Origin of the sequence: Aureimonas phyllosphaerae, assembly GCF_047943035.1 — a bacterium.
Classification (GTDB): domain Bacteria; phylum Pseudomonadota; class Alphaproteobacteria; order Rhizobiales; family Rhizobiaceae; genus Aureimonas; species Aureimonas phyllosphaerae.
In genome coordinates this window covers 2,209,406-2,233,831 of the sequence record NZ_CP181348.1, presented here as the reverse complement: position 1 = coordinate 2,233,831, position 24,426 = coordinate 2,209,406, and the positions used below count along the sequence as shown (strand labels likewise).

Annotated in this window: 24 protein-coding genes and 1 pseudogene; 14 read left to right on the top strand and 11 right to left on the bottom strand. The window is 66.8% G+C overall.

Features of this window, described 5'->3' with window-relative positions; genetic code table 11:
- Positions 1-3: 3 nt before the first annotated feature.
- The 4 genes from ACLNGM_RS10520 to ACLNGM_RS10505 form a co-directional block, all read right to left on the bottom strand.
- On the bottom strand, positions 4-858 hold the full coding sequence (locus ACLNGM_RS10520; protein WP_244545917.1) for an ABC transporter permease subunit: 855 nt from the start codon (positions 856-858) through the stop codon (positions 4-6).
- Positions 859-955: 97 nt separating this feature from the next.
- On the bottom strand, positions 956-1,963 hold the full coding sequence (locus ACLNGM_RS10515) for an ABC transporter permease subunit (RefSeq protein WP_055890215.1): 1,008 nt from the start codon (positions 1,961-1,963) through the stop codon (positions 956-958).
- A gap of 135 nt (positions 1,964-2,098) precedes the next feature.
- The gene (locus ACLNGM_RS10510; protein ID WP_416358294.1) at positions 2,099-3,694 is read right to left on the bottom strand and encodes an ABC transporter substrate-binding protein; all 1,596 of its coding nucleotides are present in this window, start codon (positions 3,692-3,694) and stop codon (positions 2,099-2,101) included.
- Between the two features lie 103 nt (positions 3,695-3,797).
- Positions 3,798-4,961, bottom strand: coding sequence for an Mrp/NBP35 family ATP-binding protein (locus tag ACLNGM_RS10505; protein WP_416358293.1), 1,164 nt, complete (start codon positions 4,959-4,961; stop codon positions 3,798-3,800).
- A gap of 92 nt (positions 4,962-5,053) precedes the next feature.
- Here ACLNGM_RS10505 and ACLNGM_RS10500 point away from each other — a divergent pair, with 92 nt between their 5' ends.
- Complete coding sequence (locus tag ACLNGM_RS10500) at positions 5,054-5,812, top strand: HugZ family protein (protein WP_416358292.1); 759 nt, start codon at positions 5,054-5,056, stop codon at positions 5,810-5,812.
- Between the two features lie 21 nt (positions 5,813-5,833).
- On the opposite strand, the gene ACLNGM_RS10495 is transcribed toward ACLNGM_RS10500, so the two are convergent.
- The 5 genes from ACLNGM_RS10495 to ACLNGM_RS10475 form a co-directional block, all read right to left on the bottom strand.
- The gene (locus ACLNGM_RS10495) at positions 5,834-6,115 is read right to left on the bottom strand and encodes a hypothetical protein (protein WP_416358291.1); all 282 of its coding nucleotides are present in this window, start codon (positions 6,113-6,115) and stop codon (positions 5,834-5,836) included.
- Positions 6,116-6,194: 79 nt separating this feature from the next.
- A complete protein-coding gene (locus ACLNGM_RS10490; RefSeq protein ID WP_244486666.1) occupies positions 6,195-6,476 on the bottom strand; it encodes a glycine zipper domain-containing protein in 282 nt (93 codons plus the stop codon).
- A 74-nt stretch (positions 6,477-6,550) separates the two neighbouring features.
- On the bottom strand, positions 6,551-6,841 hold the full coding sequence (locus tag ACLNGM_RS10485) for a hypothetical protein (protein ID WP_416358290.1): 291 nt from the start codon (positions 6,839-6,841) through the stop codon (positions 6,551-6,553).
- 150 nt (positions 6,842-6,991) lie between these two features.
- The gene (locus ACLNGM_RS10480) at positions 6,992-7,957 is read right to left on the bottom strand and encodes a sensor histidine kinase (protein WP_416358289.1); all 966 of its coding nucleotides are present in this window, start codon (positions 7,955-7,957) and stop codon (positions 6,992-6,994) included.
- Between the two features lie 263 nt (positions 7,958-8,220).
- Positions 8,221-9,012, bottom strand: a complete 792-nt coding sequence (locus ACLNGM_RS10475) for a response regulator (protein ID WP_055890324.1) — start codon at positions 9,010-9,012, stop codon at positions 8,221-8,223.
- 309 nt (positions 9,013-9,321) lie between these two features.
- Here ACLNGM_RS10475 and ACLNGM_RS10470 point away from each other — a divergent pair, with 309 nt between their 5' ends.
- From ACLNGM_RS10470 to ACLNGM_RS10445, 6 genes are all read left to right on the top strand, one after another.
- On the top strand, positions 9,322-9,534 hold the full coding sequence (locus ACLNGM_RS10470) for a NepR family anti-sigma factor (protein ID WP_416358288.1): 213 nt from the start codon (positions 9,322-9,324) through the stop codon (positions 9,532-9,534).
- Between the two features lie 5 nt (positions 9,535-9,539).
- Positions 9,540-10,091 (top strand): sigma-70 family RNA polymerase sigma factor, encoded by a 552-nt coding sequence (locus ACLNGM_RS10465; RefSeq protein ID WP_416358287.1) that lies wholly within the window; start codon positions 9,540-9,542, stop codon positions 10,089-10,091.
- 83 nt (positions 10,092-10,174) lie between these two features.
- Positions 10,175-10,498, top strand: coding sequence for a hypothetical protein (locus ACLNGM_RS10460; RefSeq protein WP_090961158.1), 324 nt, complete (start codon positions 10,175-10,177; stop codon positions 10,496-10,498).
- A 12-nt stretch (positions 10,499-10,510) separates the two neighbouring features.
- Positions 10,511-10,960 (top strand): hypothetical protein, encoded by a 450-nt coding sequence (locus ACLNGM_RS10455; protein ID WP_416358286.1) that lies wholly within the window; start codon positions 10,511-10,513, stop codon positions 10,958-10,960.
- Positions 10,961-11,119: 159 nt separating this feature from the next.
- A complete protein-coding gene (locus ACLNGM_RS10450) occupies positions 11,120-11,377 on the top strand; it encodes a hypothetical protein (RefSeq protein ID WP_416358285.1) in 258 nt (85 codons plus the stop codon).
- 24 nt (positions 11,378-11,401) lie between these two features.
- Entirely contained in the window at positions 11,402-11,683 is a 282-nt protein-coding gene (locus ACLNGM_RS10445) for a hypothetical protein (RefSeq protein WP_416358284.1), read from the top strand.
- Positions 11,684-11,830: 147 nt separating this feature from the next.
- Here the strand turns inward: ACLNGM_RS10445 and ACLNGM_RS10440 are convergent, their stop codons facing one another.
- A complete protein-coding gene (locus ACLNGM_RS10440) occupies positions 11,831-12,739 on the bottom strand; it encodes a diacylglycerol/lipid kinase family protein (protein WP_416358283.1) in 909 nt (302 codons plus the stop codon).
- A 149-nt stretch (positions 12,740-12,888) separates the two neighbouring features.
- Between ACLNGM_RS10440 and ACLNGM_RS10435 the strand changes: the two genes are divergently transcribed.
- The 7 genes and pseudogenes from ACLNGM_RS10435 (at position 12,889) to ACLNGM_RS10405 (ending at position 23,941) form a co-directional block, all read left to right on the top strand.
- Positions 12,889-13,053, top strand: a complete 165-nt coding sequence (locus tag ACLNGM_RS10435) for a DUF1328 domain-containing protein (RefSeq protein ID WP_082505607.1) — start codon at positions 12,889-12,891, stop codon at positions 13,051-13,053.
- A 127-nt stretch (positions 13,054-13,180) separates the two neighbouring features.
- Positions 13,181-14,821 (top strand): PRC-barrel domain-containing protein, encoded by a 1,641-nt coding sequence (locus ACLNGM_RS10430; protein WP_416358282.1) that lies wholly within the window; start codon positions 13,181-13,183, stop codon positions 14,819-14,821.
- 278 nt (positions 14,822-15,099) lie between these two features.
- Positions 15,100-16,368 carry an efflux RND transporter periplasmic adaptor subunit gene (locus ACLNGM_RS10425; protein ID WP_416358281.1) on the top strand — a complete coding sequence of 423 codons (1,269 nt, stop codon included), beginning with the start codon at positions 15,100-15,102 and terminating at the stop codon, positions 16,366-16,368.
- Positions 16,365-19,514, top strand: coding sequence for an efflux RND transporter permease subunit (locus tag ACLNGM_RS10420; RefSeq protein ID WP_416358280.1), 3,150 nt, complete (start codon positions 16,365-16,367; stop codon positions 19,512-19,514). The genes ACLNGM_RS10425 and ACLNGM_RS10420 overlap by 4 nt, the downstream gene beginning before the upstream one ends.
- Positions 19,515-19,834: 320 nt before the next feature.
- Positions 19,835-20,741 (top strand): annotated as a pseudogene (locus tag ACLNGM_RS10415) (LysR substrate-binding domain-containing protein).
- A 17-nt stretch (positions 20,742-20,758) separates the two neighbouring features.
- Positions 20,759-22,573, top strand: coding sequence for an ABC-F family ATP-binding cassette domain-containing protein (locus ACLNGM_RS10410; RefSeq protein WP_416358279.1), 1,815 nt, complete (start codon positions 20,759-20,761; stop codon positions 22,571-22,573).
- A 213-nt stretch (positions 22,574-22,786) separates the two neighbouring features.
- Positions 22,787-23,941, top strand: a complete 1,155-nt coding sequence (locus ACLNGM_RS10405; protein ID WP_416358278.1) for a D-alanyl-D-alanine carboxypeptidase family protein — start codon at positions 22,787-22,789, stop codon at positions 23,939-23,941.
- A 6-nt stretch (positions 23,942-23,947) separates the two neighbouring features.
- Here the strand turns inward: ACLNGM_RS10405 and ACLNGM_RS10400 are convergent, their stop codons facing one another.
- On the bottom strand, positions 23,948-24,394 hold the full coding sequence (locus ACLNGM_RS10400; RefSeq protein ID WP_090961185.1) for a DUF2383 domain-containing protein: 447 nt from the start codon (positions 24,392-24,394) through the stop codon (positions 23,948-23,950).
- Positions 24,395-24,426: the final 32 nt, after the last annotated feature.

Genomic DNA, 24,426 nt, shown 5'->3' with positions numbered 1-24,426 from the left:
ACGTCAGCTCCGGCGCATCTTCGGGTCGAGCGCATCGCGCAGACCGTCGCCGATGAGATTGATGGCAAGCACCGTGACGAGGATCGCAAGACCCGGGAAGGTCACGACCCACCACGCGCGCAGCACGAACTCGCGCGCCTCGGCGAGCATCGTGCCCCATTCCGGCGTCGGCGGCTGGGCGCCGAGCCCGAGGAAGCCGAGGGCTGCGGCGTCGAGGATGGCGTTCGAGAAGGACAAGGTCGCCTGCACGATGAGGGGTCCGAGGCAGTTCGGCAGGATCGTCTTGAACATCAGCCGGATCGGTCCGGCGCCGACGACGCGGGCGGCGGTGACGTATTCGCGCTCCTTCTCGGCCATCACCGAGGCGCGGGTCAGGCGCACGAAATGCGGCTGGAGGACGAGCGCGATCGCGATCATCGCGTTGACCAAGCCGGGCCCGAGGATGGCGACCAGCACCAGCGCGAGAAGCAGCGAGGGGAAGGCCAGGATCACGTCCATCACGCGCATGATCACCGTGTCGACCCAGCCGCGGAAATAGCCCGCGATCAGGCCGATCACGATGCCCGTCGACACCGCGAGGATGACGACGAACGTGCCGATGAACAGCGAATACTGCGCGCCGTAGATGAGGCGCGAGAGGATGTCGCGGCCGACGGCGTCGGTGCCGAGGAGGTAGGACCACTGCCCGCCCTGCATGAAGGCGGGCGGGACCAGGAGTGCGGCGCGGTTCTGCGCCACGGGATCGTGCGGGGCGATGAACGGCGCGAGGAACGCCACCAAGACGACGAGCGCGAACACCGCAAGGCCGGCGACGGCCCCGCGATTGACCGAGAAGTAGTACCAGAATTCCTTCAGCATCCGGCGGCGCTGGCCGGTCTCGGGCTTGCGGTCGGGGATCAGCGAACCGACGCCGGCTTCCGCTTCCTGGGCTTCGATATGGGACATCGTGGCTCTCCTATCGGGCCCGGACGCGGGGATTGATGAGGCCGTAGAGAAGATCGACCACGAGGTTCACGACCATCACGACGATGGCGATGAGGAGAAGGCCGCCCTGGACGACCGGATAGTCGCGGCGGAAGACCGAATCGACCATCCACTTGCCGATGCCCGGCCAGGAGAAGATCGTCTCGGTGAGGATCGCGCCGGCCATCATCACGCCGATCTGCAGGCCGATCGTGGTGACGACCGGGATCAGCGCGTTGCGTAAGGCATGGATGCCGACGACGCGGGTGGACTTCAGGCCCTTGGCGCGGGCGGTGCGCACATAGTCCTCGCTGAGGACCTCGAGCATGGCCGATCGCGTCTGGCGCGCGATGACCGCGAGCGGGATCGTGGCGAGGACGACGCCCGGCAGGATGAGGTGGCTGATCGCCGACTTGAACGCGCCGGCCTGCCCAGACAGGAGGCTGTCGATCAACATGAAGCCGGTCACGGGCGGAAAGAAGTAGAGGAGCGAGATGCGGCCGGAGACCGGCGTCCAGCCGAGCGTGCCGGAGAAGAAGATGATGAGAAGGAGGCCCCACCAGAAGATCGGCATGGAATAGCCGACGAGGGCCGTGCCCATGATGGTCTGGTCAAGCCACGATCCGCGCTTAACGGCGGCGAAGACGCCGGCCGGGACGCCGATCGCGACCGCGATCAGGATCGCGAAGAGCGACAGTTCGACGGTCGCCGGAAACAGCGTCATGAACTCGGTAAGGACCGGGCGACGCGTGACGATCGAGGTGCCGAAGTCGCCGGCGAAAAGGCCCGTGAGATAGTGCCAGAACTGGATCGGCAGCGGCTGGTCGTAGCCGAGGAGCGCGGTGAGCTGGGCGTGGCGCTCGGGGCTGATGCCGCGCTCGCCGGCCATCAGCGTGACGGGGTCGCCGGGCAGGAGGCGGATGAAGGAAAAGGCGACGATCGCCACGCCGACGAAGGTCGGCACGAGGACGCCGAGGCGCGCTACGATGAAGCGGAACATGGGTGAGGCCCTTGGAGGTCCTTGAGCCGCATCCTGCGGCTGAAGCCGATTTCTCTAGCGGAAACCGGAGGTTCGGCCAAACGAAAAGGGGAACGGCGCAGGGCCGCTCCCCTTTCCGGCGATGATGCGGTCGTCTTACTCGGTGATGTCGACGCCGTCGAACGTGTAGTCGCCGAGCGGGCTCTGGACGAAGCCGGTCACGTTCTTGCGCATCGGCACGTAGACGACCGAGTGGGCGATCGTGGCCCAGGGGGCCTGATCCTTGAAGATCACCTGAGCCTGCTCGTAGAGCTTGGCGCGCTCGTCCTGCGTCGGCTTGGCCTTGGCGTCCTGGATGAGCTTGTTGAAGTCCTGGTTGCACCACTGCGCGCGGTTCGCACCGCCCACGGCGTCGCAGCCAAGAAGCACGGCGAGGAAGTTGTCCGGATCGCCGTTGTCGCCGGTCCAGCCGAGCAGCACCGCGCCATCGCGATCCTCGGCCTTCGAGCGCTCCAGATACTCACCCCACTCGTAGGTGACGATCTCGGCCTTCACGCCGACCTTGGCGAAGTCCGACTGGATCAGCTCGGCCATGCGCGCGGCGTTCGGGTTGTAGGGGCGCGAGACCGGCATCGCCCAGATCTTCATCGACAGGTCTTTGACGCCGGCCGCTTCCAGTGCCTTCTTGGCGGCTTCCGGATCGTAGGCGTCGTCCTTCAGCTGCGCGTTGTAGCTCCACATGGTCGGCGGGATCGGGGCCACGGCCTTGGTGCCGGCGCCCTGGTAGACCGCCGAGATGATCGCGTCCTTGTCGATCGCCATGTTGAGGGCCTTGCGGACCTCCGGCTTGTCGAACGGCGCCTGCTTGGTGTTGTAGGCGAGGAAGCCGATGTTGAGGCCTTCCTGCTCGTCGACCTTGAGGTCGGCGTTCTGCTGCAGCGAGGGCACGTCGGCCGGGTTCGGGTAGGCCATCAGGTGGCACTCGCCGGCGGCGAGGCGCTGCTGGCGGACCGAGGCCTCCTTGGTGATGGCGAAGACGAGATCGTCGATCGGCTGCTTGCCACCCCAGTAGTCGGCGAACGCCTGATAGCGGATCACGGCGTCGGGCTGGTAGGCCACGAACTGGAACGGACCGGTGCCGATCGGCGCCTGGTTGAACTGCGCTTGGCTGCCGGACTCGGCGAGCTTGTCGGCGTATTCCTTCGAGACGATCGAGGCGAAGGGCATCGCGACGTTGGCGATGAACGGCGCATAGGGCGTGTTCAGCGTGAAGCGCACCGTCATGTCGTCGACCTTCTCGATCGACTTCACGACCTCGGGCATCGACATCGAGGCGTAGTATTCCCACGACGCGCCCGAGACGTACTGGTGCCACGGGTTCTGCGCGTTGCCCTGACGGTCGAACGAGAACACGACGTCGTCCGCGTTCATGTCGCGCGTCGGCGTGAAGTTGGCGTTCGAGTGGAACTTGACGCCCGGGCGCAGCTTGAACGTGTACTGCAGGCCGTCGGGCGAGACCTCCCAGCTCTCGGCGAGGCCCGGCTCGGTCTCGGTCGTGCCCTTCTTGAACTCGGCGAGACGGTTGTAGACCGGGTGCGCCGAGGCGTCGAACGTGGTGCCCGCGGTGTAGAGGCCGGGGTCGAAGCCCTCGGGCGAGCCTTCGGAGCAGAAGACGAAGGTTTTGGCCGAAGCGGCCGAGCCGAGCGCGAGGACGATCGCCGTCGCCGCCAGAAGCTTCTTGGTCAGACCCATGAAACGCGTTCTCCCATGAACGTGCCTAAGACGGCTGCATTGCCGCCGGAAGGGCACATTTCGACCACGAGACGGTCCTCACGCAAGCCGCTTTTTTGTTTTCTCACTCAAAAACGATCTTGGGTGCCTTGCCCACCGACGCGCCCGATGCCTCGATTGACGCAAGCGTGCGCTCGGCGATGGCCGCGTAGGCGCGTGCATGAGGCCCGTCGGGCTGGACGGCCATGACGGGGGCACCGGCATCCGAGCCCTCACGAATCGCCATCTCCAGCGGCACCTCCCCGAGGAAAGGGACTCCGAGGCGCTCGGCCTCGGCCCGCGCCCCGCCGTGACCGAAGATGTCGTAGCGCCGCCCGGTGTCCGGCGCCACGAAGTAACTCATGTTCTCGACGATGCCGAGCACCGGCACCTCGACCTTGCGGAACATCGCCAGCCCCTTGCGCGCATCGATCAGCGCGAGGTCCTGCGGCGTCGACACGATCACGGCGCCGGCCAGCGGCACCTGCTGGGCCATGGTCAGTTGCGCGTCGCCGGTGCCCGGCGGCATGTCGACCACGAGAATGTCGAGCGGCGCCCAGGCCACCTCCCGGAGCATCTGGTTCAGCGCCGACATCACCATCGGGCCGCGCCAGATCATCGGCGTGTCCTCCTCGACGAGGAAGCCCATCGACATGGCCTTCAGGCCGTAGGCCTCCATCGGACGCATCACCCGGCCGTTCTCCAGCTCCGGCCGCCCCCGCAGCCCCAGTAGACGCGGCACCGAGGGGCCGTAGATGTCGGCATCGAGAAGGCCGACACGCAGGCCGAGCGCTTGGAACCCGAGCGCGATGTTGACGGCGGTCGTGGACTTGCCGACGCCGCCCTTGCCACTGGCGACGGCGACGATCCGGCCAACACCTTCGACACCCTGTCGGGCAGCGCGCGGCGGCTGCGGTGGTTGCGTGGGCCGCGATGCCGCCGGCGGCGCACTTCTGGCGGCAGGACGGGGCGCAGGCGGGCGGGCCTCCATGCCGCCGCCGCGCCGCTCGGCGGTCAGGGCGACCATGGCGCTCGAGAGGCCGGGAACCGCAGCCGCCCGGCGCTCGGCCTCCTGCCGCAGCCCTTCAAAACGCTGGGCCTCGGCGGCCGGGACGCTGATGGAGAAGAACGCCTTGCCGTCGGCGATGAAGATGTCCGAGACCATGCCGCGCGAGACGACGTCGCCGCCGCCGGGCGCCGGCAGCGCGCTGAGCACCTCAAGGATCTTGGTCTTCTGGTCCTCGGACATCGGGGCTCCTGTACCGGCTGCGGCGCGCGGCTTGCACGCCATGTGACCCGCAGATAGGGGATTTGGTTCAGCGATGGGAGTGCCCCGATCCGATGACGCCGACCCCGCCCCTTGCGCCCTCCCCCTATCTTCGCGCCGACGACGAGGCCTTGGCGCTCGCTCGCCGCCTCTTGCGAACCGCGCGTCACGCAGCGCTCGCCTGGCTCGATCCCGAGACTCACGCGCCGATGACAAGCCGCGTGGCGCTCGCCACCGACGTCGATGGCAGCCCCATCCTTCTCCTGTCGCAACTCTCGGTCCACACCCGCGCGCTCGGTGCCGATCCCCGTATTTCCCTTCTCGTCGGCGAAACCAACGAAGGCGATGCCTTGAACCAGCCCCGCCTGTCGCTGGCGGGCTCGGCGATGGGGCCGATCGCCGGCGATGCGGACGCTTACGAGCGGCTCATGCGACGCTTCACGGCACATCACCCCTCGGCCCGGCTCTACGGCACGTTTTCTGACTTTTCCTGCTGGCGGGTCGAGATCGGCTCAGCCTTCCTCAATGGCGGGTTCGCGCGCGCCTATCCGCTCGGGCGGGACGACTTCTTGGACGCGGCGGACGCCGACATTCTGGCTGCGGAAACGCGCGTCGTGAACCACATGAACGAGGATCATGCCGACGTCCTCGACGGGATCATGGCTCGGCGCGGGTCGGCGGACGCAGGCTGGCGCATCGCGACAATGGATCGGCGGGGCTTCGAGCTCGTCCTCGCTAGCCGCGTCGAACGCGTCGAATTCGAAGAGGCCGTCGCGTCGGCTGCGGATTTCCGATCGGCCTTCGTGGCCCTCGCCCGCGCCCTTGACGAATGAACAGGCTGAAAGACGTCCGGCTCAGAGCTTGAAACCGTCGGGGCAATCGGCCCGAAATCGGTTTCCGACCGCATTCTCGAAGATGCAGCGACCGCGATCCGTACCCGATTGACCGATCAGACGATCGCCCGGCCGGGCCACGATCTCCGGCAGCCTGCCGGGCGCATAGGCGGAAACGCCACCTGAACCGAGGCCGAACACGGCGGGCAGGACATCGGATTGGCAGCCGGAGAGAACGGCACAACCGGCAGCGAGCAGGACGGCCGGTGTCGTTCGCCTCAAAACGTTGCGCTGGCCACACATCAATTTCGCCCTCGTCCGCTTCACTTGCAAAAACCCGCCGGTTCGGGATGAACCGGCGGGCGATGCGACTGCGCTGACCTTAGTAGCCGGCGGGGCAATCGGCGTAGTAGCGCTGGCCGCGACCGTCGCGATAGACGCACTGGCCCGGACGGTTGGTTGCCGCACCCAGAAGCGCGCCGCCCGCGCCGCCGACCGCCGCGCCGATCAGGGCGCCCCGGGCGTTGCCCGAGATGCCCGCACCGATGGCAGCGCCGCCGAGAGCGCCGATGCCCGCCGGCACGGCCACATTGCTGTCGACCGACTGGCAGCCGGCAAGAGCGAGCGTGCTGGCCGCCACGGCGGCCAAGATCATCGATTTCATCAGATGCTTTCCCAACTAACGGAGTGTCCCGACCACGCTAGATAGAGAGGGGACAGGCAGCGTCCAGCCGGATTCTATCGCGCGGCAACGAGTTGTGGCGCGTCCACCAGTTCCACCGTGAGTTGACCGGAGCGGTTCACCGCCCACTCGACGGACGCCGATCCGTCGACCTCGGCCTGCGTCAGGCCGGAGCAGGTCGCCATCACGCGGCGGTCGTAGGTGCCCGACAGACGCACCTCCAGAGGCTTGGCGGCCTCGCACTCTTCGAGCGAGCGATAAATCGGTTGGGGAACCGGGATTTCCGAGCAGACGGAGGCGTCCGGCGAGCAGCCGACGAGCAGTAGAAGAGCGGCGACGTGTTCCATGGCAGCGATCCTTTCGCCGCATTAACCCATTGCACCGTCAGGGGTTCCCGGTGGGGGTGCGAAGCGGCCCGGTGGGGTGGCACTCGCGTGCTGGGTAGATGCAGGATCTTGAAAAGCCCTGCGCGTGGCCAGCGGCCCGCGCGACCGATCTCAGCTGTCGACCAACTCGAACTGGTTGCGCGGGACGCGAAGCCAGTACTGGATGCCGTCGGGGCGGTACTCGAGAGCCGCCTCGCCGCCCACGGAATTCGGCACGATGCGCTCCAGCGTCGAGGTGCCGAAGCGAGGGTCGTAGTCGACCCGCACCCTCGGGCCGTTCGATTCGCGCCAGCGCAGCATCAGCGAGGTCTGCCCCTCGCGCGTTTCGATGCGCGAGACGATCTCGATCCGTCCGCCGGGCACCGAGAGCGCGCCATAGGAGGCGGCGTTGACGGCCAGTTCGTGAAGCGCGAGCCCAACATGGAGTGCCGCGGTCGGAGTCAGATAGACGTCGACGCCCTCGAAGCGGATCTGCTCCATGCCGTCGGGGGCGTACCGCTCCACCTGGAGCGTCACGAGGCTGAAGAGGTCGGCACCCCGCCAGTCGGTGTCGGTCACGATGTCTTGCGACGACGCCAGCGACTGGATGCGGCCGCGGAAGCGGACAAGGAATTCCGGCACGGTCACGGAGTGACGGGCGGTCTGGCTCGCCAGGCTCTGGATGATGGCCAGAAGGTTCTTGGAACGGTGGGACACCTCGCGAAGGAGGGTCTTCAAAGTGTCCTCGCGCCGCTTCTGGTCGGTGATCTCGACCGATGTGCCGATCAGGCCGATCACCTCACCCTCGTCGTTCCGGTCGACATCGACGCGGACGTCGAACCAGCGCACCGTGTCGCCGCTCGCCACCGGCAGTTCGAAGCGGACGGGAGCGCCGGTCTTCAGCGTCTCGACCTTGATCGCCTTCGCCTTGTCGGCTGCGGGGGCCGGAAGGAAGTCCTGGTCGCAGTCGCCGTTGCGGGCTTCGGCGAGCCACGACCCTTGCGCGTTGAACAGCCAGAGGTAGCGCAGGTCCATGTCCTGCGCGAAGAGGGTCATCTCGGTATTGGCGACCGCTTTGAGAGCCTTGTAGGCTACCATGACACAGCGCTCGCGCCGCCGTGTGATCGCCTCGGCGGCGAGCCTGCCTGCGATTCGAACGACAGGGCACGGTCGAAACGGGCGCCTGAGCGTCTACCGTTCAGCCTTGCGGTCATGTCGGACGAACCTTTCCAAAAGCCAGAGGACCTCTCCCACAGGCTCTTACACGTCAATATGCGCCAACGGAGCGGGACCGCGACGGGTTCCCGCCCTGCAGGGACCGGCATGATACCGGGTGGGTCCCTGCCGACGTCGAAGCGTCGTCAGGCCGCTTCGCGCTCGGTCTCGAAGAACAGCGCCTGGCTGATCAGGGCCTTCACCATGTCCGGATTGAACGGCTTGGTGACGAGGAAGGTCGGCTCCGGCCGCTCGCCGGTCAGCAGGCGCTCAGGGAAGGCAGTGATGAAGATCACCGGCACCGACACCTTCGCGAGGATGTCGTTCACCGCATCGATGCCCGAGGAGCCGTCGGCGAGCTGGATGTCGGCGAGGACCATGCCGGGCTTCTGCTGCTCGAAGAGCGCGATGGCCTCCTTGTGCGTGCGCGCGATGCCGGTCACACCGTGGCCGAGGCTCTCCACCATCTGCTCGATGTCCATCGCGATCAGAGGCTCGTCCTCGATGATCATGATGTTGGTCGAGACCTGACGGCCGATATCGGCGCTTGCCTGGCCGATAAGATCGGAGAAGTCGCTCTCGCCGACGCCGAGGATGTGGGCGGCCTCCTCGGTGGTGAAGCCCTCGACGGCCACCAGAAGAAAAGCCTGACGCGGCAGCGGGGAGATGCCGCGCAGGTTGCGCGAAGCCTTCTCTTCCCAAGCCGAGACCGGCGCGTCCTCGCGCACGTTCACTTCCACCGACTGCCACAGCGAGGAGAACAGCTTGTAGAGCGAGATCCGGGGGCTTTCCTGCGTGTCGAAGAGGCTCGGTTCCGCGATCAGAGCCTCGAGGACCGCCGCCACATACGCGTCGCCGGAGGACTGCGAACCGCTCAATGCGCGAGCATACCGCCGGAGATACGGGATGTGCGGCGCAATGCGCGAGGACATCGACATGAACATTCCCTCGTAGCTTGACCGGGCTCCGCGCCCGGATCTGACCTTGTCTATGCGGCGACGAAAGTCGGCCCCGGCCGGAGCGGCGACGGAAACGTCGGCCGCCAGTGGACTTCGCGCACCCGGCCCTAGTTAAGGCAACAGGCGCGAAACGCTAGACCTTCGAGCACAACATTTCCCTCGGGCCGTCGAGACACTTGCGAACCGACGGCGCTCCTACATCTAGCGCAGCATGCATTGTGACAGCCGGACGCGAAGGCCGGCAGGGCGAGAGGTGGAATGGAAGACCGCAGGAACAAAGGCACCGTCATGCCCGAGACCCAGGACACGAACACCTCGACGGATTCGGATGCCGCGAACAGCCAACCGACGGACCTCGGTTCGAGTTCCGCGATCGGCAGGCGTCTGAAGGCTTATTACGACGACGTGGCGAGCGAGCCTGTGCCCGATCGCTTCATGTCGCTGCTCGACGCTCTCGATGCGGCGGAAGCCCGGTCGAAGTCGTTGAAGGAAGGAAACTGAGCCAGATGGCGCAGGACACCGACTTCCGTAAAGAACTGATCGCGATCATCCCGAACCTTCGCGCCTTCGCCGCGTCGCTGGCGGGCTCTTTCGACCGCGCCGACGATCTCGTGCAGGAGACCCTCGTGAAAGCGTGGGACAAGCAGCACACGTTCCAGCCCGGCACCAACCTCAAGGCCTGGCTGTTCACGATCCTGCGCAACGAGTTCTACACGCAGATGCGCAAGAAGGGCCGCGAGGTCCAGGACGTGGACGGTATCCACGCCATGCAGCTCGCGGGCCATCCGGAGCAGCAAGGCCATCTCGACCTTCAGGACTTCCGCAAGGCGTTGGAACAACTGCCCGACGACCAGCGCGAGGCGCTGATCCTGATCGGCGCGTCCGGTTCCTCCTACGAGGAAGCCGCCGAGATCTGCAAATGCGCCGTCGGCACGATCAAGAGCCGCGTCTCGCGGGCCCGCACCCGCATGGCCGACCTCCTCGGCATCGAGGGCGACGGAGAGTTCGGGCCCGATTCGATCTCGTCGCAAATAATTGGGGTCGCTCCGGCCGCCTGACAGGGAACTTCCTTGGCAGGCAAACGATTTCCGCAAACAGGGACGGCCGCGGCCAACCCGTCAACGTAAGAGGACCAGTACCCATGTCGAACACCACGTCCAACGAGTTCTCGACCGGCGCGAGCACCGGTGCCGATCGCGCCGAACTCGAGGCGCAGATCTCCAAGCTGCGGGAGGATGTGGCCGGCGTCACCGAGACGCTCAAGTCGATGGCGACAAACCGTGCCGAGAACGCGAAGCAGCAGGCCTACCAGTTGCGCGACGAGGGCGAGCGCTACTTCCGTCAGGCGCAGGAGACCGTCAGCGAATTCGAGGAAGAGGTCAGCGAGCGCGTTCGCGCCGAGCCGATCAAGAGCATCCTGATCGCCGCTGCCGTCGGCTACGTCTACGCCCGCCTCTTCCGCTAAGCCGTTCGCGCGATGGTGTTCCAACTCATCTCGCGACTCCTGACGGGCGAGGCGTCGATCTATTTCGCGAGGCTGCGAACGATCGCCACGATCTACGTGGTGATGGGCATCTTCGCCCTGGCGATGCTGTTCTTCCTATTCCTGGCTCTGTTTGCCTGGATCGCACATAGCATCGGCGTCGTCGCGACGGCCCTGATCTTCGCCGCTGCCTGCCTCGTCATCCTGATCGGCGTCTACATCTTCCTCACGATCGCCCGGCGTCCGCCTCGGCGCAGGGCTCGCGAGCGGATGCAGAGCGATGTGGCCTCGATCGCCTCGGTTGCGGCGGTATCCAATCTGCCGCTCCTGTTCCGGAGCCTTCGGCGGAGGAAGTCGCTGCTGATCGTACCGGTCGCCGCAGCTTCGGTCTGGGGCGTATTCCGTGTGTTCCAGAACTGGCGGGACGGCGGCTACCGCCGCTGAACCGCGAGGACCGATCCCAGCGGCGCGCCCGAGCCGAGCGCGCCGCTGTCATATCACGAGCGCATGATCCTCGGCGATTCTCGCCTGTCCCGGGATCGTTTCCACCGCTGCAAAGTTATTTCATCGACGGCGCGCAGGCGCGAGCAACGGAGTGTCTTCATGGCTGAACTCAGAACCGACAAAGCCCGCCAGGGTCGAACCGGCCGCCCGGTGCTTTACGTGCTGATCGCCGGCCTCGCCCTCTGCCTCGTCGTCTTCATCGGGCTGCAGTTCTACAACGCGAGCCAGCCCGACCAGAACATCAACGGCGTCGAGGCGTCGGACACCACGGCAGCGCCAGCAACACCGACCAGCACGCAGACCGGCGTCGTCTCACCGAGCGCACCTGTGTCCGGAACGACCAACAGCGCGAACTGACCAGCATCCGCGGAGCCAAACGTCATGAGCAGCACCTTCGATGACAGGCTTTCGAGCCCCGACGAGATTGCTGCGAACCTCGCCGGGCATGACGACCGGCTCCGCGACATTCTGGCCGACCCCGCCCTGCCGGATCGTGACAAGCGTCAGGCGATCCAGGAGGCGCTGAACGAACTACAGCGCGAGCGTGGCGACGAGCTCGCAGCGGCCTACGAAACTCTGGAACAACGTTTCTTCGATGCCTTGTCCCTCCTTGCCGAGGGCGGGCACGACTACGAAGAATCCTCGCGCCCGGACAAGCCGTAACCGGCCGATGCTTTCATGGACACGAACGATCTTCGCCGGTGAGGCAAGGGGTTTAGCGCAGTCGGAATGACTGTGGGCAAGCGTATCGCATTGCCGATCGCTGCTATCCGTCTCACATAGCGCACGCGAATGTCGTGCGCGGCGCACTCAGAACGCCGCTTCCTCCGGCACCAGGACCTTCAGGCCGCGCGGGTGGATCTTGACCTCGGACCGCCGATCGAGAGCGCGCAACTCGCCGTCCATCACGGAACGGTTCCGGCTCTTGGAACGCCGGTGCTCGATGACGATCTCGTCTGCCGTGATGACGGTAAGGTTGTCCGTGTCCTTCCAGGCGCCGCGCATCATGTCCACCGTCGTCTTCAGGACAGCGAGCCGGCTCGTCGCCCGCATGATATAGATGCCGAGCTTTCCGCCTTGCGGATCGTCCGCATATGGCAGATGCCCGTCGCCGTAGATGTTGTTGGAAATGGCGACGGCTGGTGTGCGGACCACCTGTGCCTTGCCGTCGATCTCGAAGCGCAGATCGACCATCGGCAAGGCGCTGGCCGCCGTCACGACGGCCCGTGCACTCGCCCACATCTTGCCGATGCGCGAGCTGTAGTCCAGCTTCTCGCGCGTTCTGACCATGCGCGCATGCATGCCGACGGCGAACTGGTGGACGAAGTAACGTCCGTTCACGCTGGCGATGTCGACGTCCGTAATCCGTCCGTTTGCCAGCGCCTTCACCGCCGGGTCGAGACCCATCGGAATCTGCAGCGAGCGAGCAAAGAGGTTCATCGTGCCCGCCGGCAGGATGCCGAGTGCGATCTGCGTTCCGGCAACGGCCGCCGCGGCGGACGACACCGTCCCATCCCCGCCGCCGACCATCAGGACGTCGAGGTCGTCGCGTCGGGCCTGCCGTTCGATGCTTTCGCCGACTTCGGGTCCGTCCACGAGTTCGACCTCGGCCTCGTGGCCGTGGAGCTGGAACTCGCCTCGGATCGCCGAGCTGAGGAGCTCGAGGTCCGTGGTGCGCAGGGTGCCGCCGTGCCGGTTGAGGATGGCGTGGACTTTCATGACCTGCGCAAAACTCCGTTGCGATGCTCGCCGGCCATATGGTGCGGAGCGGCGATCCGAAAATGCCTGCCGACCGCCCCTGCGTTGGGAACTTCGAAGAACCGCTTCCCGTTCTCCGCCGCAGCAAGTTCAGTCTGTGGAGTTTCGCAATGATCGAGTGGATCGTCATACTTCTCGTGGTGGCGGCGATCGCCAGCCTTCTCGGCTTCCGGGGCGTCGCGGGCGTTTCGGCCGGCATCGCGAAGGTGCTGATCCTGATCGTTCTCGTCGGTTTCCTGCTTCTCTTGTTCTTCGGCGTGATCGCTTTTGCCTAAGTTCACGCCCGGTTTTCCTTTTCGTGAGCCGGGAACCTTAGCAACGGCCACAGGTTGAACGCCCATCATCCGAAGCCCGATCGCCACCGACGACCGGGCGCATCAATTCGATAAAGGGGAGTCTTCGATGGTCCGCACACTTCTGGCCACCACGGCCATGGCCGCCGTCCTCGCGACCGGCGCACTGGCACAGACCACCACGACAACGGGCGAGCAGCCCGCGATGAACGCCGCACCCGCCGGCACCATGGCTCCGGCCGCGGGCGGAATGAACGCCAATTCCGCTTCGGGCATGCAATCCGGCACGGCCAACGCCACCGCTGACATCGCCTACGTCCAGTCGCTTGGCGCCGACCAGCACCTCGTAACCGATCTCGACGGCCAGACTGTCTACGCCTCGAACGCCGCGGACGCGGAGTCGGCCGGCGAGATCGAGAACTTCATCGTGAGCGCCGACGGCACCGTGGTCGCGGCCGTCGTCGACATGGGCTCGTTCCTCGGCGACCAGTCGAAGACCGTTGCCGTCCCCTACGACAAGATCGAATGGACCACGGGCGAGAACAACCAGCCGCGCGCCGTTCTGACCGCAACCCGCGACGAGCTCGCTGCGGCACCGGCCTTCACGGTCAACAACCAGCCGGTCTCCACGGTCGCCAGCAACACCACGGACGACTCCGGCTCGACCAACATGAGCGGCCAGGGCAACATGGCGGCCAACAGCACCGCCGCCGGCAATGCGGGCGCGACCAACACGCTGAACGGCAACATGGCGGGCGGCACGATGGCGTCGGGCGGCATGGCAGCCGAGACCATGGCGCCGTCCTCGACCTCGAACATGGCCGCCAACACCACGACGTCCGGTGCGTCGGGCGAGTATGTCGCCACGCTCGCCAACGGTCAGTTCCTCTCCGACGACATCGTCGGCGACAACGTCTATTCGGGCCCGGCGGCTGACGCCGACAACATCGGCGAGATCAACGATCTGGTGCTCGCCTCCGATGGCCGCGTGCAGGCCGTGATCGTGGGTGTCGGCGGCTTCCTCGGCATCGGCGAGAAGGATGTCGGCGTTCCGTTCGACAACATCTCGATGAATGCCGATCCGTCGGGCGAGCCGCGTGCGGTCCTGGCCGCCAGCAAGGAGCAGTTGACCAACGCTCCGGCGTTCCAGAAGGGCGAAGACCGCATGGCGTCGAACACGGCTGCCGATACGGCCGCCAACACGATGGGCGCTGCTGGCGCTGCCGCGACCGGTATGGCGGCAGGCACCGCCGGTATGGCTTCGGGCATGGCGTCCGGCACGACCGACACGGCCGCCAACACCGCGACGCCCGCCGCCAGCGGCATGGCTTCGTCGGGAATGGAGTCCACTGCCTCGACCAGCGGCAACACGCCGGCCACCAACGTCGGTACGCCGGTGACGGGCGCTGACCTTACGGCCGACAACCTGATCGGCACCTCGGTCTACGGTCCGGACAACCAGACGATCGGCTCGATCGGCGACATCGCGCTGACGCCGGACGGTCAGGTCGACGCCGTGATCGTGGATGTCGGCGGCTTCCTCGGCATCGGCGCCAAGCCGGTGGCGGTCGCCATGGACAACCTCCAGTTCATGCGGGACTCCGGCGGTTCGCTGACGCTGACGACGCAGTTCACGCAGGACCAGCTGCGCAACGCGCCCGAGTTCAACCGTGACACCTATGCCGAGAACCGCGATCAGATGCGCGTGAACAATCCGGGCGACATCCCGGCGGCCCCGGCGGCGCAGTAAGCCCGCCGCGCCCGACCTGACGACACGACCAGCAAGGCCCGCCATATGGCGGGCCTTGTTTCGTTGCCGCTCACGTTTTCGTTCTGCATCCTTACCAAAATTTATGGGAGCCCCTCCGCCCTGATCGTCTATCGTTCCTTGTCGGAAGGCTGACCGGTCGCCGACGCTTTGGCGCTGACCGTGACCATCTTCCATGCCCCGCACGCGCCGCGAAGCCGGCGGATCAGTCAAGATCTAGCCGCTCGGGCATCCCGCCCTCGCGACAACCAAGGGTTTTCATGGCCGTTCTTCGACAGATCGTCGTCACGCTTCTCATGATCGCGGCCGCTGGCTGCGCGTGGCTTTATCTGTCCCCGGCTCCCGGCCGCTTTCTTCTCAGCGACGGAAGGTTGCCGGAGACGTTGCGACCGCTCGTCAGCGCGATTTCGTCTGCTGACGACGAGCCCAAGGTCGGCGCGACGCCGGCCCGACAGGGAGCGGGCCGCCAGGCGCCGCTCGTTGCCGTGGCACAGGCGCAGCCGCTGGTGACGCGCGACCGGCTGCGCGCCATCGGAACCGGCGAAGCGCTGCGCACCGTGGCCGTGCGGCCTGACGTGACCGGTATCATCAAGTCTTTGTCGTTCCGCTCGGGCGATGCAGTGGAGGCGGGCGCCGTGCTTGCGGAACTGCAGGACGATGCCGAACGCATCGCGGTCGACCGGGCGCGCATTGCGGTGGCGACCGCGGAGGATCAGCTTCGTCGCTACGAGACCCTGTCGACCACCGGCGCCTCCATTACCTCCGTCCAGCTGGAAGAGGTGCGCCGGGCGCGCGACGCCGCAGCGCTCGACCTGCAGGCCGCCGAGGTGGCGCTGGCCAAACGCAGCATCCGGGCGCCGATCGGCGGGCATGTCGGCCTCCTCAATCTCGAGGTCGGCGCGCTGGTCGACGGCTCAACCCTGATTGCGACCGTCGACGATCGATCCGAACTGCGCATCCTGTTCGACGCGCCGGAAGCCTTCGCCTCACAGCTCGCGGTCGGCCATCCCGTCTCGGCGGTCCCCGCGACCCGATCGGGCGATACCTACCAAGGCATCATCACCGCGCTCGACAGCCGCCTCGATCAGGCAAGCCGCACCCTGCGCGCCGAGGCCACGATCGACAATGCGGGCGACCGGCTGCGACCAGGACTGTCCTTCTCGATCGAGATCGGCTTCGAAGGACAGACCTACCTCGCGGTCAATCCGCTGGCCGTGCAATGGGAGCGCACCGGCCCCTTCGTCTGGATGGTGGCGGACGACAAGACCACCAAGGTCCCGATCGCCATCATCGAACGCAACGTCGACACCGTCCTCGTCGCCTCGGACACGCTGAGGGCCGGCGATACCGTGGTGACCGAAGGCGTCCAGCTCCTGCGCGATGGCGGTACCGTTCGCGTGCGTCCGACGACCGGGATCGACACGCTGCCGTCGAACCAGGATTCGCCGACGGCCGAAACGCTGGCGCCGGGACGCCGCGCGGATGCCGGCGCGGCGATCGCGCCGACGGCCGGAACGAGCGCCCGATGAGCGGCGGCGCAGCCAAGCCGGACGGCCTGACGGCCCTCACCTCGCTCTTCATTCGCCGACCGGTCTTCACGATCGTCGTCAACCTCCTGATCATCGTCGCGGGCCTTGCCGCCTTCAATGCGGTCGAAATCCGCGAGCTGCCGAACGTCGACCGCCCCGTCATCACGGTCACCACCAGCTTCCAAGGTGCCTCGGCCGAGGTGGTGGACCGACAGTTGACGAGTACGATCGAAAGCGCGGTGGCGCGCGTCGCCGGCATCGCCTCGATCTCCTCGTCGTCGCGCTTCGGCATGAGCCGCGTCACCGTGGAGTTCACCGACTCCACCGACCTCAACGTTGCGGCGAGCGACGTGCGCGACGCCGTTGCGGGTATTGCCAACCAGTTGCCGGACGACGCCGACGAGTCCCGCATCGTCAAAGCCGATGCTGACGCTGACGCGATCATGCGTCTGGCGGTCCTGTCGAACTCGCTGCCGATCGAGGATCTGACCACGCTGGTCGACGACCGCATCGCGGATCGCGTCGCGGCCGTCGAGGGTGTGGCCGACGTCGATCTGTCCGGCGAGCGCGAGCGCCTCGTCTATATCGATGTGCGCCCCGACGAACTGGCGACGCGCGGGCTGACGCTCGGCGACGTGTCGAGCGCACTCGCCAACGCCTCGTTCGACCAGCCTGCCGGCCAGCTGGAATCACCAACGCAGAACCTCGTGGTGCGCGCCGATGCCGGTCTATCGACGCCGGAAGCCTTCGGCGCGGTTCTCCTGAACGCACAGACCCGTCTGCGCGATGTCGCGAGCGTGCGCTTCGGCCCGGACGAGGCAGCCTCCAAGACGCGCGTCAACGGCGAGACCGGCATCGGCCTCGGCGTCATCCGGCAGGCCGGCTCGTCCACGCTGGCGATCTCGGAAGGCGTGCACGCCGCCGTCGCCGAACTCAACGCATCCCTGCCGGAGGGGACGCGCGTCATCGTCACGTCCGACGAGGCGACCTTCATCAACGGCTCGATCCATGAGGTCGAGCTGACGCTGGCGCTCGCCATCGTGATCGTCGTCGCCGTGATCTACGCGTTCTTGATGAACTTCCGCGCGACCCTGATCCCGACGCTCACCATCCCCATCGCGCTGATCGGCGTGGTGGCGGGCATCTATCTCGTCGGCTTCTCCGTCAATATCATCACGCTCCTGGCCCTGGTTCTCGCCACCGGCATGGTGGTCGACGACGCGATCATCGTGCTCGAGAACATCATCCGCTGGCGCAACATGGGCCTGACGGTCCGCGCCGCGAGCGTCGTCGGCACGCGCGAAGTGTTCTTCGCGGTGATCTCGACCACCGCGACGCTGGCGGCCGTGTTCATTCCGATCTCGTTCCTGCCGGGTGTCGCGGGCGGGCTGTTCCGCGAGTTCGGCTTTGTGCTGGCGATCTCCGTCACGCTCTCGGCCTTCATTGCCCTGACGCTGTGCCCGATGCTGGCCGCCCATCTTCTCGGCGAGGCGGAAACCGAACGCCAGCCGGGAGCGCTGAAGCGTGCGACGGGACGAGCCGGGGAGTGGTTGGCGAGGCTCTATGCCGTTGCGCTGCGAAAGGCCCTGGCCTATCCGCTGGCGGTGATTGTCGTCTCGGCGATCTTCGCCGGTGCAGCGATCATCACCTTCCAGAACCTGCCGCAGCAGCTGACCCCAAACGAGGACCGCGGCAGCGTTCTCATGAGCATCTCGGCGCCGCAAAGCGCCAGTCTCGACTACACCGACACGCAGATGCGACGGATTGAGGAGATCGTGCTGCCCTACGTCGAGAGCGGCGAGGCGACCGGCGTCCTCGCGCGCATCGGGATGGGCACAGGCAACGGCGCCTTCATGGTGCTGACGCTGGCGCCCTGGGAGGCTCGTGAGCGCTCGCAGCAGGAGATCGCCGCCGAGCTCAACCGCGCCTTCGCCGACATTCCAGGTGTTCAGGCGCGCGCGATCCAGCCGAATTCGCTGGGCATCCGCGGCGGCGGTCGCGGTCTCCAGTTCGCGCTGGCGGGGCCGACCTACCAGATGCTGTCGGACGCGGCGACCTCGCTGGAGGAGGCGATGAATGCCGACGGTCGGTGGGGCCGTGTCCAGCTCGCCTTCGACACGACGCAGCCGCAGCTCTCGGTCGAGATCGACCGCACGCGCGCCTCCGATCTCGACATCGACATCGACGGGCTCGCCTCCGCCATCCAGTCGCTTCTCGACGGACGCGAGATCGGCACGACCTATGTCGACGATCGCGCCGTGGACATCCACGTCGTCTCGACCTCGCAGCCGATCAACGACCCAGGCGACCTCGCCAACATTTTCATGAAGACCGGTGACGGCCGCTTCGTCCCTCTCTCCTCCATCGCGACCATCAAAGAGGAGGCCGTCGCGCCGACGCTGGCGCGCGAGGACCAGTCGCGCTCGGTCGCCATGTCGGCCGACCTGCCGGCCGGCTTCTCGATCCAGCAGGCGTGGGACCAGGCGCAGGCGTTCGCGGTCGGCAAGCTGCAAGACAGCGTTCGTCTCGTGCCTTTGGCCGAAGCCGCGACCCTGGAGGAGACGTCGAGCGGCCTTACCGTCGTCTTCGGCTTTGCGATCGTCGTCGTGTTCCTGGTGCTGGCGGCGCAGTTCGAGAGCTTCGTGTCGGCGCTCATCATCATCGCCACCGTGCCCTTCGGCGTCGCCTGCGCGGTCTACGCCATGGACTTCTTCGGCGAGACGCTGAACCTCTACTCCCAGATCGGCTTGGTGCTTCTCGTCGGCATCATGGCGAAGAACGGCATCCTGATCGTCGAGTTCGCCAACCAGCTTCGGGAGGAGGGCCGCTCCGTGCGCGAGGCGATCGAGGAGGCCTCGATCATCCGCCTGCGCCCGGTGATGATGACGATGATCGCGACGATCGTCGGCGGCGTGCCGCTGATCTTCTCGGCGGGCGCCGGCGCCGAGGCGCGCGTCTCGCTCGGCTACGTCATCGTCGGCGGCCTCGGGCTGGCGACGATCGCGACGCTCTTCCTGACGCCCGTTGCCTACCTCGCGCTGGCCCGCCTTACCAAACCGCAAGCTGAGGGCGAGGAGCAGCTGCGGCGCGACCTCGCGGCCGCCGAAGCGCTCGGCAAAGGGGGCGCGCCGACCCCGGCGGAGTAGCGGCTAGAGCCGACGTTCCCAATCCGCGCGGCCCCGGACGGGGCGGGCGGACGGATGATCCGGCTGCACGTCGGCTTGGAGCGTCGCCGGTAAGGCGGGCTGATCCCAGCCGATCCTTTGCCACCAGGCGGACAGGCGCTGCCGCCATGTGGGCGCCGCGGTCGATGCGGGGCCGAGGCTCCGGTAGTTCTCAAAGTTTTCGGGGGCAGCGTGTTTCATCGCCGGGCTCCAATTCGGATGTTGGCCGCGAGGATGCGCCCGGCTGGCCTTGCCGATCCAATCGAAGCTGGCGCATGATGCATAAGGAAAATTTATGCATCATGGCCCGTTCACTCCCTCCCCTATCCGCCCTGCGCGCCTTCGAGGCGGCGGCCCGCCACCTCAGCTTCACCCGCGCGGCGGAAGAGCTCGGGATCACGCAAGCGGCCATCAGCTATCAGATCAAGCTTTTGGAGGAGCGCGTCGGTGCGCCGCTTTTTTTTGCGTGGGCGGCGGCAGGTCAGCTTGACCGCGGACGGCGCCCGCTTCTCGGCCGAATGCACCGCCTCGTTCGAGCGCCTGTCGGCCGCCTATGCAGATCTCTGCGGTTCGTCGGCCGGGGTTTTGTCCATCAGTTCCGTTCCGACCTTCGCGAGCTACTGGCTGGCCCGAAACCTCGGCTCCTTCCAGCTTGAACATCCCGAAACAGCCGTCCAACTGACGAGCACCCGACGCATAACCGATTTCGAGCGTGAGCCCGTTGATCTCGCCATCCGTGCGGGCGCGGGGCAGTGGACAGGCTTGACGGCGCATCTTCTCGTCGCGGTCGACTACACGCCGATGCTGAGCCCACTGTTGGCGGAAAAGCTCGGCGGGATGCCAGTAACCGCGTCGGACCTCCTGCGCTTCCCGCTCGTCAACACGACGCACGAATGGTGGGACCTCTGGTTTTCGATGATGAGCGTCTCGCAGGCCGGCTGCGATCGGCGCACCGGCCCGACGCTCGGCAGCCAGGACCTCGAGGCGATGGCAGCCATTGCGGGTCAGGGCGTCTCGTTGCTGACACCCTTCTTTTACCGGGACGAGGTCGCGGCCGGCCGCCTCGTCCAGCCCTTCGCGCCACTCTATCCGATCGGACGCGGCTACTATCTCGTCTATCCCACGGCGCGGCGGAACGTGCCGAAGATCCGCGCATTCCGGAATTGGATCCTCCCGCATTTTTCGGCATCTTCCCTAGCCAAGGCCTGATCGGCTAGAAGCCGGCCATGGCCCCTCCCCCGCTTCTTCGCCTCGACGGCGTGCGCCTCACCTTCGGCGGCACGCCCCTTCTCGCCGACGTCGAGCTCGGTGTCTCGCCCGGCGACCGGATCGCGCTGGTCGGGCGCAACGGCTCCGGCAAGTCGACCCTTCTCAAGATCGCGGCGGGCACCGTCGAGCCGGACGGCGGCGAGGTGTTCCGCCAGCCGGGCGCGACGATCCGCTATCTCGCGCAGGAGCCCGATTTCGGCGATGCACTGAGCGTCGAGGCCTATGTCGCGGCGGGGCTCGGCCCGGCGGACGATCCCTACCGCGTCACGCGCCTGATCGAAGGCCTCGGCCTTCGCCCCGATGCGCGGCCGGGCGATCTTTCGGGCGGCGAAGCCCGCCGCGCGGCGCTCGCGCGGGTGCTGGCGCCGGAGCCCGACATCGTGCTTCTCGACGAGCCGACCAACCATCTCGACCTGCCGACGATCGAATGGCTCGAGGACGAGATCGCCTCGATCCGCTCGGCCATCGTCATCATCAGCCACGACCGCCGCTTCTTGGAGAAGACGACGCGGGCTACCGTCTGGCTCGACCGCAGCCACGTGCGCCGCATCGAGGAGGGCTTCGGCAGCTTCGAGGCGTGGCGCGACAAGGTGCTGGAGGAGGAAGAGCGCGATCTCCAGAAGCTCGACCGCAAGATCGTGCGCGAGGAGCACTGGCTGCGCTATGGCGTGACCGCCCGGCGTACGCGCAACGAGCGACGCCTCGCCGGACTCCACCAGCTTCGTGCCGATCGCAAGAACGCCCGCCGCGCGACCGGCGTCGTCGAGATGCAGGTCGGCGACACGCGCGAGAGCGGCAAGCTCGTCATCGAGGCGAAGGCGATCTCGAAAGCCTACGACGAGCGGGTTCTCGTCGAGAACTTCTCGACGCGCATCCAGCGCGGCGACCGGGTCGGCTTCGTCGGCCCCAACGGCGCCGGCAAGACGACGCTCCTGAAGATGCTGATCGGCGAGGCGGAGCCCGACGCGGGCACGGTTCGCCTCGGCACCAATCTCGACCTCGCCTTCCTCGACCAGAAGCGCGCGAGCCTTCGCGACGATCTGCCCGTATCCGAGGCGCTGACCGACGGGCGCGGCGATCAGGTGATGGTGAACGGCGAGCCGCGGCACGTCGCCGGGTATCTCAAGGACTTCCTGTTCCAGCCGGAGCAGATCCGCACGCCGGTCGGCAACCTGTCGGGCGGTGAGCGGGCACGGCTCTTGTTGGCGAAGACCTTGGCGACGCCCGCCAACGTCCTGGTGCTGGACGAGCCGACCAACGACCTCGACATGGAGACGCTGGACCTTCTGCAGGAGCTCATCGCCAACTATCCCGGCACGGTGCTCCTCGTCAGCCACGACCGCGACTTCCTCGACCGCACGGTGACGAGCGTCATCTCGCCGGAGGGCAACGGTCGCTGGCTGGAATATGCCGGCGGCTACACCGACATGGCGGCGCAGAAGCGCGGCGCGCAGACGGAAGCCCGGAAAGCCGAGAAGTCCGCCGGCAAGCCCGCCGCAGCGGCTCCCGCCTCACGACCCGCCGGACAGCCGAGCACCAAGCTCTCGTTCAAGCAGAAGTTCGCGCTGGAGAACCTGCCGAAGGAAATCGCCAAGCTGGAAGCGGCGATCGCCAAGGCGGAGGCCGAGATGGCCGACCCCGCCCTCTTCGCCAAGAACCCGGACCGCTTCTCCAGGCTCGCGAAGGAAAGCGAGGCGAACCGCGCCGCGCTTGCCAAGGCCGAGGACGAGTGGCTGGAACTGGAAATGCTGAAGGCCGAACTCGAGGGCTGACCGAACGCGCGAGGCGGCGCTCGCGGCGGTCCGCGGGCCCCCGCGACTCCTCATGCGATCTTGTCACAGCCCCAGGCTTTTCACCGGGGCTCGCGGCCTTCCCGGTTGCCGTTCACCCGCCGTTCACCAAGTTCTGCTGTGATTTCATTAACCTCCCGGGTGAGGATGTGGCACGGCCTCCGGCGCGCGCCCACGGCATGAGGATTTCACGGCATGACAACGATGGCGCTCAACGTCCGAACCCTTCAGCGCCCGCTGGCCGCCCTTCTGGTTGTGCTGAGCCTGTCGACTTCTGCCCATGCGTTCGAGACGGCCGCGCGCTCGGCGGTGCTGCTCGACTTCGACACCAACACGGTGCTGTTCGAGAAGAACCCGGACGACGAGATTCCGCCGGCCTCGCTGTCGAAGCTGATGACGCTGCTCATCATCTTCGACGAGTTGAAGCGCGGCGCGATCCGGCTCGACGAAACCTTCCCCGTATCCGAGAACGCCTGGCGCACCGGCGGCGCGGCGTCGGGCGGGTCGACGATGTTCCTGCCTCTGAATTCCGAGGTCAGCGTGGGCGACCTCATCAAGGGCATCGCCATTCAGTCCGGCAACGACGCGACGATCGTCGCGGCCGAGGGCATCGCCGGCTCGGTGCCGGCCTTTGCCGAACTGATGAACAAGAAGGCGCAGGAACTCGGCCTGACGCATTCCCACTTCGTCAATCCGCACGGCCTGCCCGATCCCGGCCAGCGCGTCTCGGCGCGCGATCTCGTGACGCTCGCCACCCACATCATCCGCACCTACCCCGACCAGTATCCGCTGTTCTCGGAGGAGGAGTTCACTTTCAACGGCATCACGCAGCGCTCGCGCAACCCGCTCCTCAGCCTGGGCGCGGACGGTCTGAAGACCGGCCACACGGCGGAAGCGGGCTACGGGCTGGTAGCTTCGGCCAAGGACGACGCGGGGCGCCGCATCGTGTTCGCGATGACCGGCATGAAGAGCGTCAACGAGCGCGCCACCGAGGCGCGCGCCATGATGACGCTTGGCCTCCGCGGTTTCGAGAATGTGGTGATCCTGAAGGGCGACGAGACGGCCGGCGAGGTGCCGGTGACGGGCGGCATCGCAAAGAGCGTTCCCGTCAAGGCGGCGGGCGAGATCCGCTTCATCGAGCCCCGCGGCACGGGCTCGCCCTACCAGACCGAGATCGTGCCGGTCGGCCCGATCGAGGCCCCGGTGCCCGAAGGCCGCCGCGTGGCGCAGATGCGCATCACGCGCGACGGTCAGGTGGTGCGCGAGGAGCCGCTTTATGCCGCCACCAACGTCGAACGCGCCGGATTGCTCCAGCGCGTCCAGGAACAGGTGATGAGCTACTTCCAGTAAGGCCCGTCAGGCCGCCGCGGCGGCGTCCATCCAGGTCTTGTGCCGATCCTCGTCGGCATAGGCCTTGGCGAAGTAGGCCTGCGCCTCCGGGCTGGCCGCTGTGTTCTTCGAGGCATGATCGTAGGCCATCTTGGTCTCGATCTCGTTGGTCGACATCGCCTTCAGGATCGACCGGTCGCCGATGATCGAGGCCAGAGCGACCTTGCCGGTCGTCAGGTACTCCTTCAGGTCGCCCTCCTGCGGGGCGGCGACGCCGAGTTGCCCGGCCATGCGGGTGAGTTCGGCCACATGGGCCTCGTGGTCTCCCTTGAACTGGGCGATCTTCGCCTTCGCCGCCGGGTCGTCGAGGCGCTCGATCGTCGACTGGTAGGCGGCGATCGCGTCGTGCTCAAGGATCAGGAGATTCTGAACAAGCTTCTCGAAGGTGGTTTCGGTTCCGACGGTGGTGACCATGGGTCGCTGTCTCCGGTCTCTGTCTGGCAGGT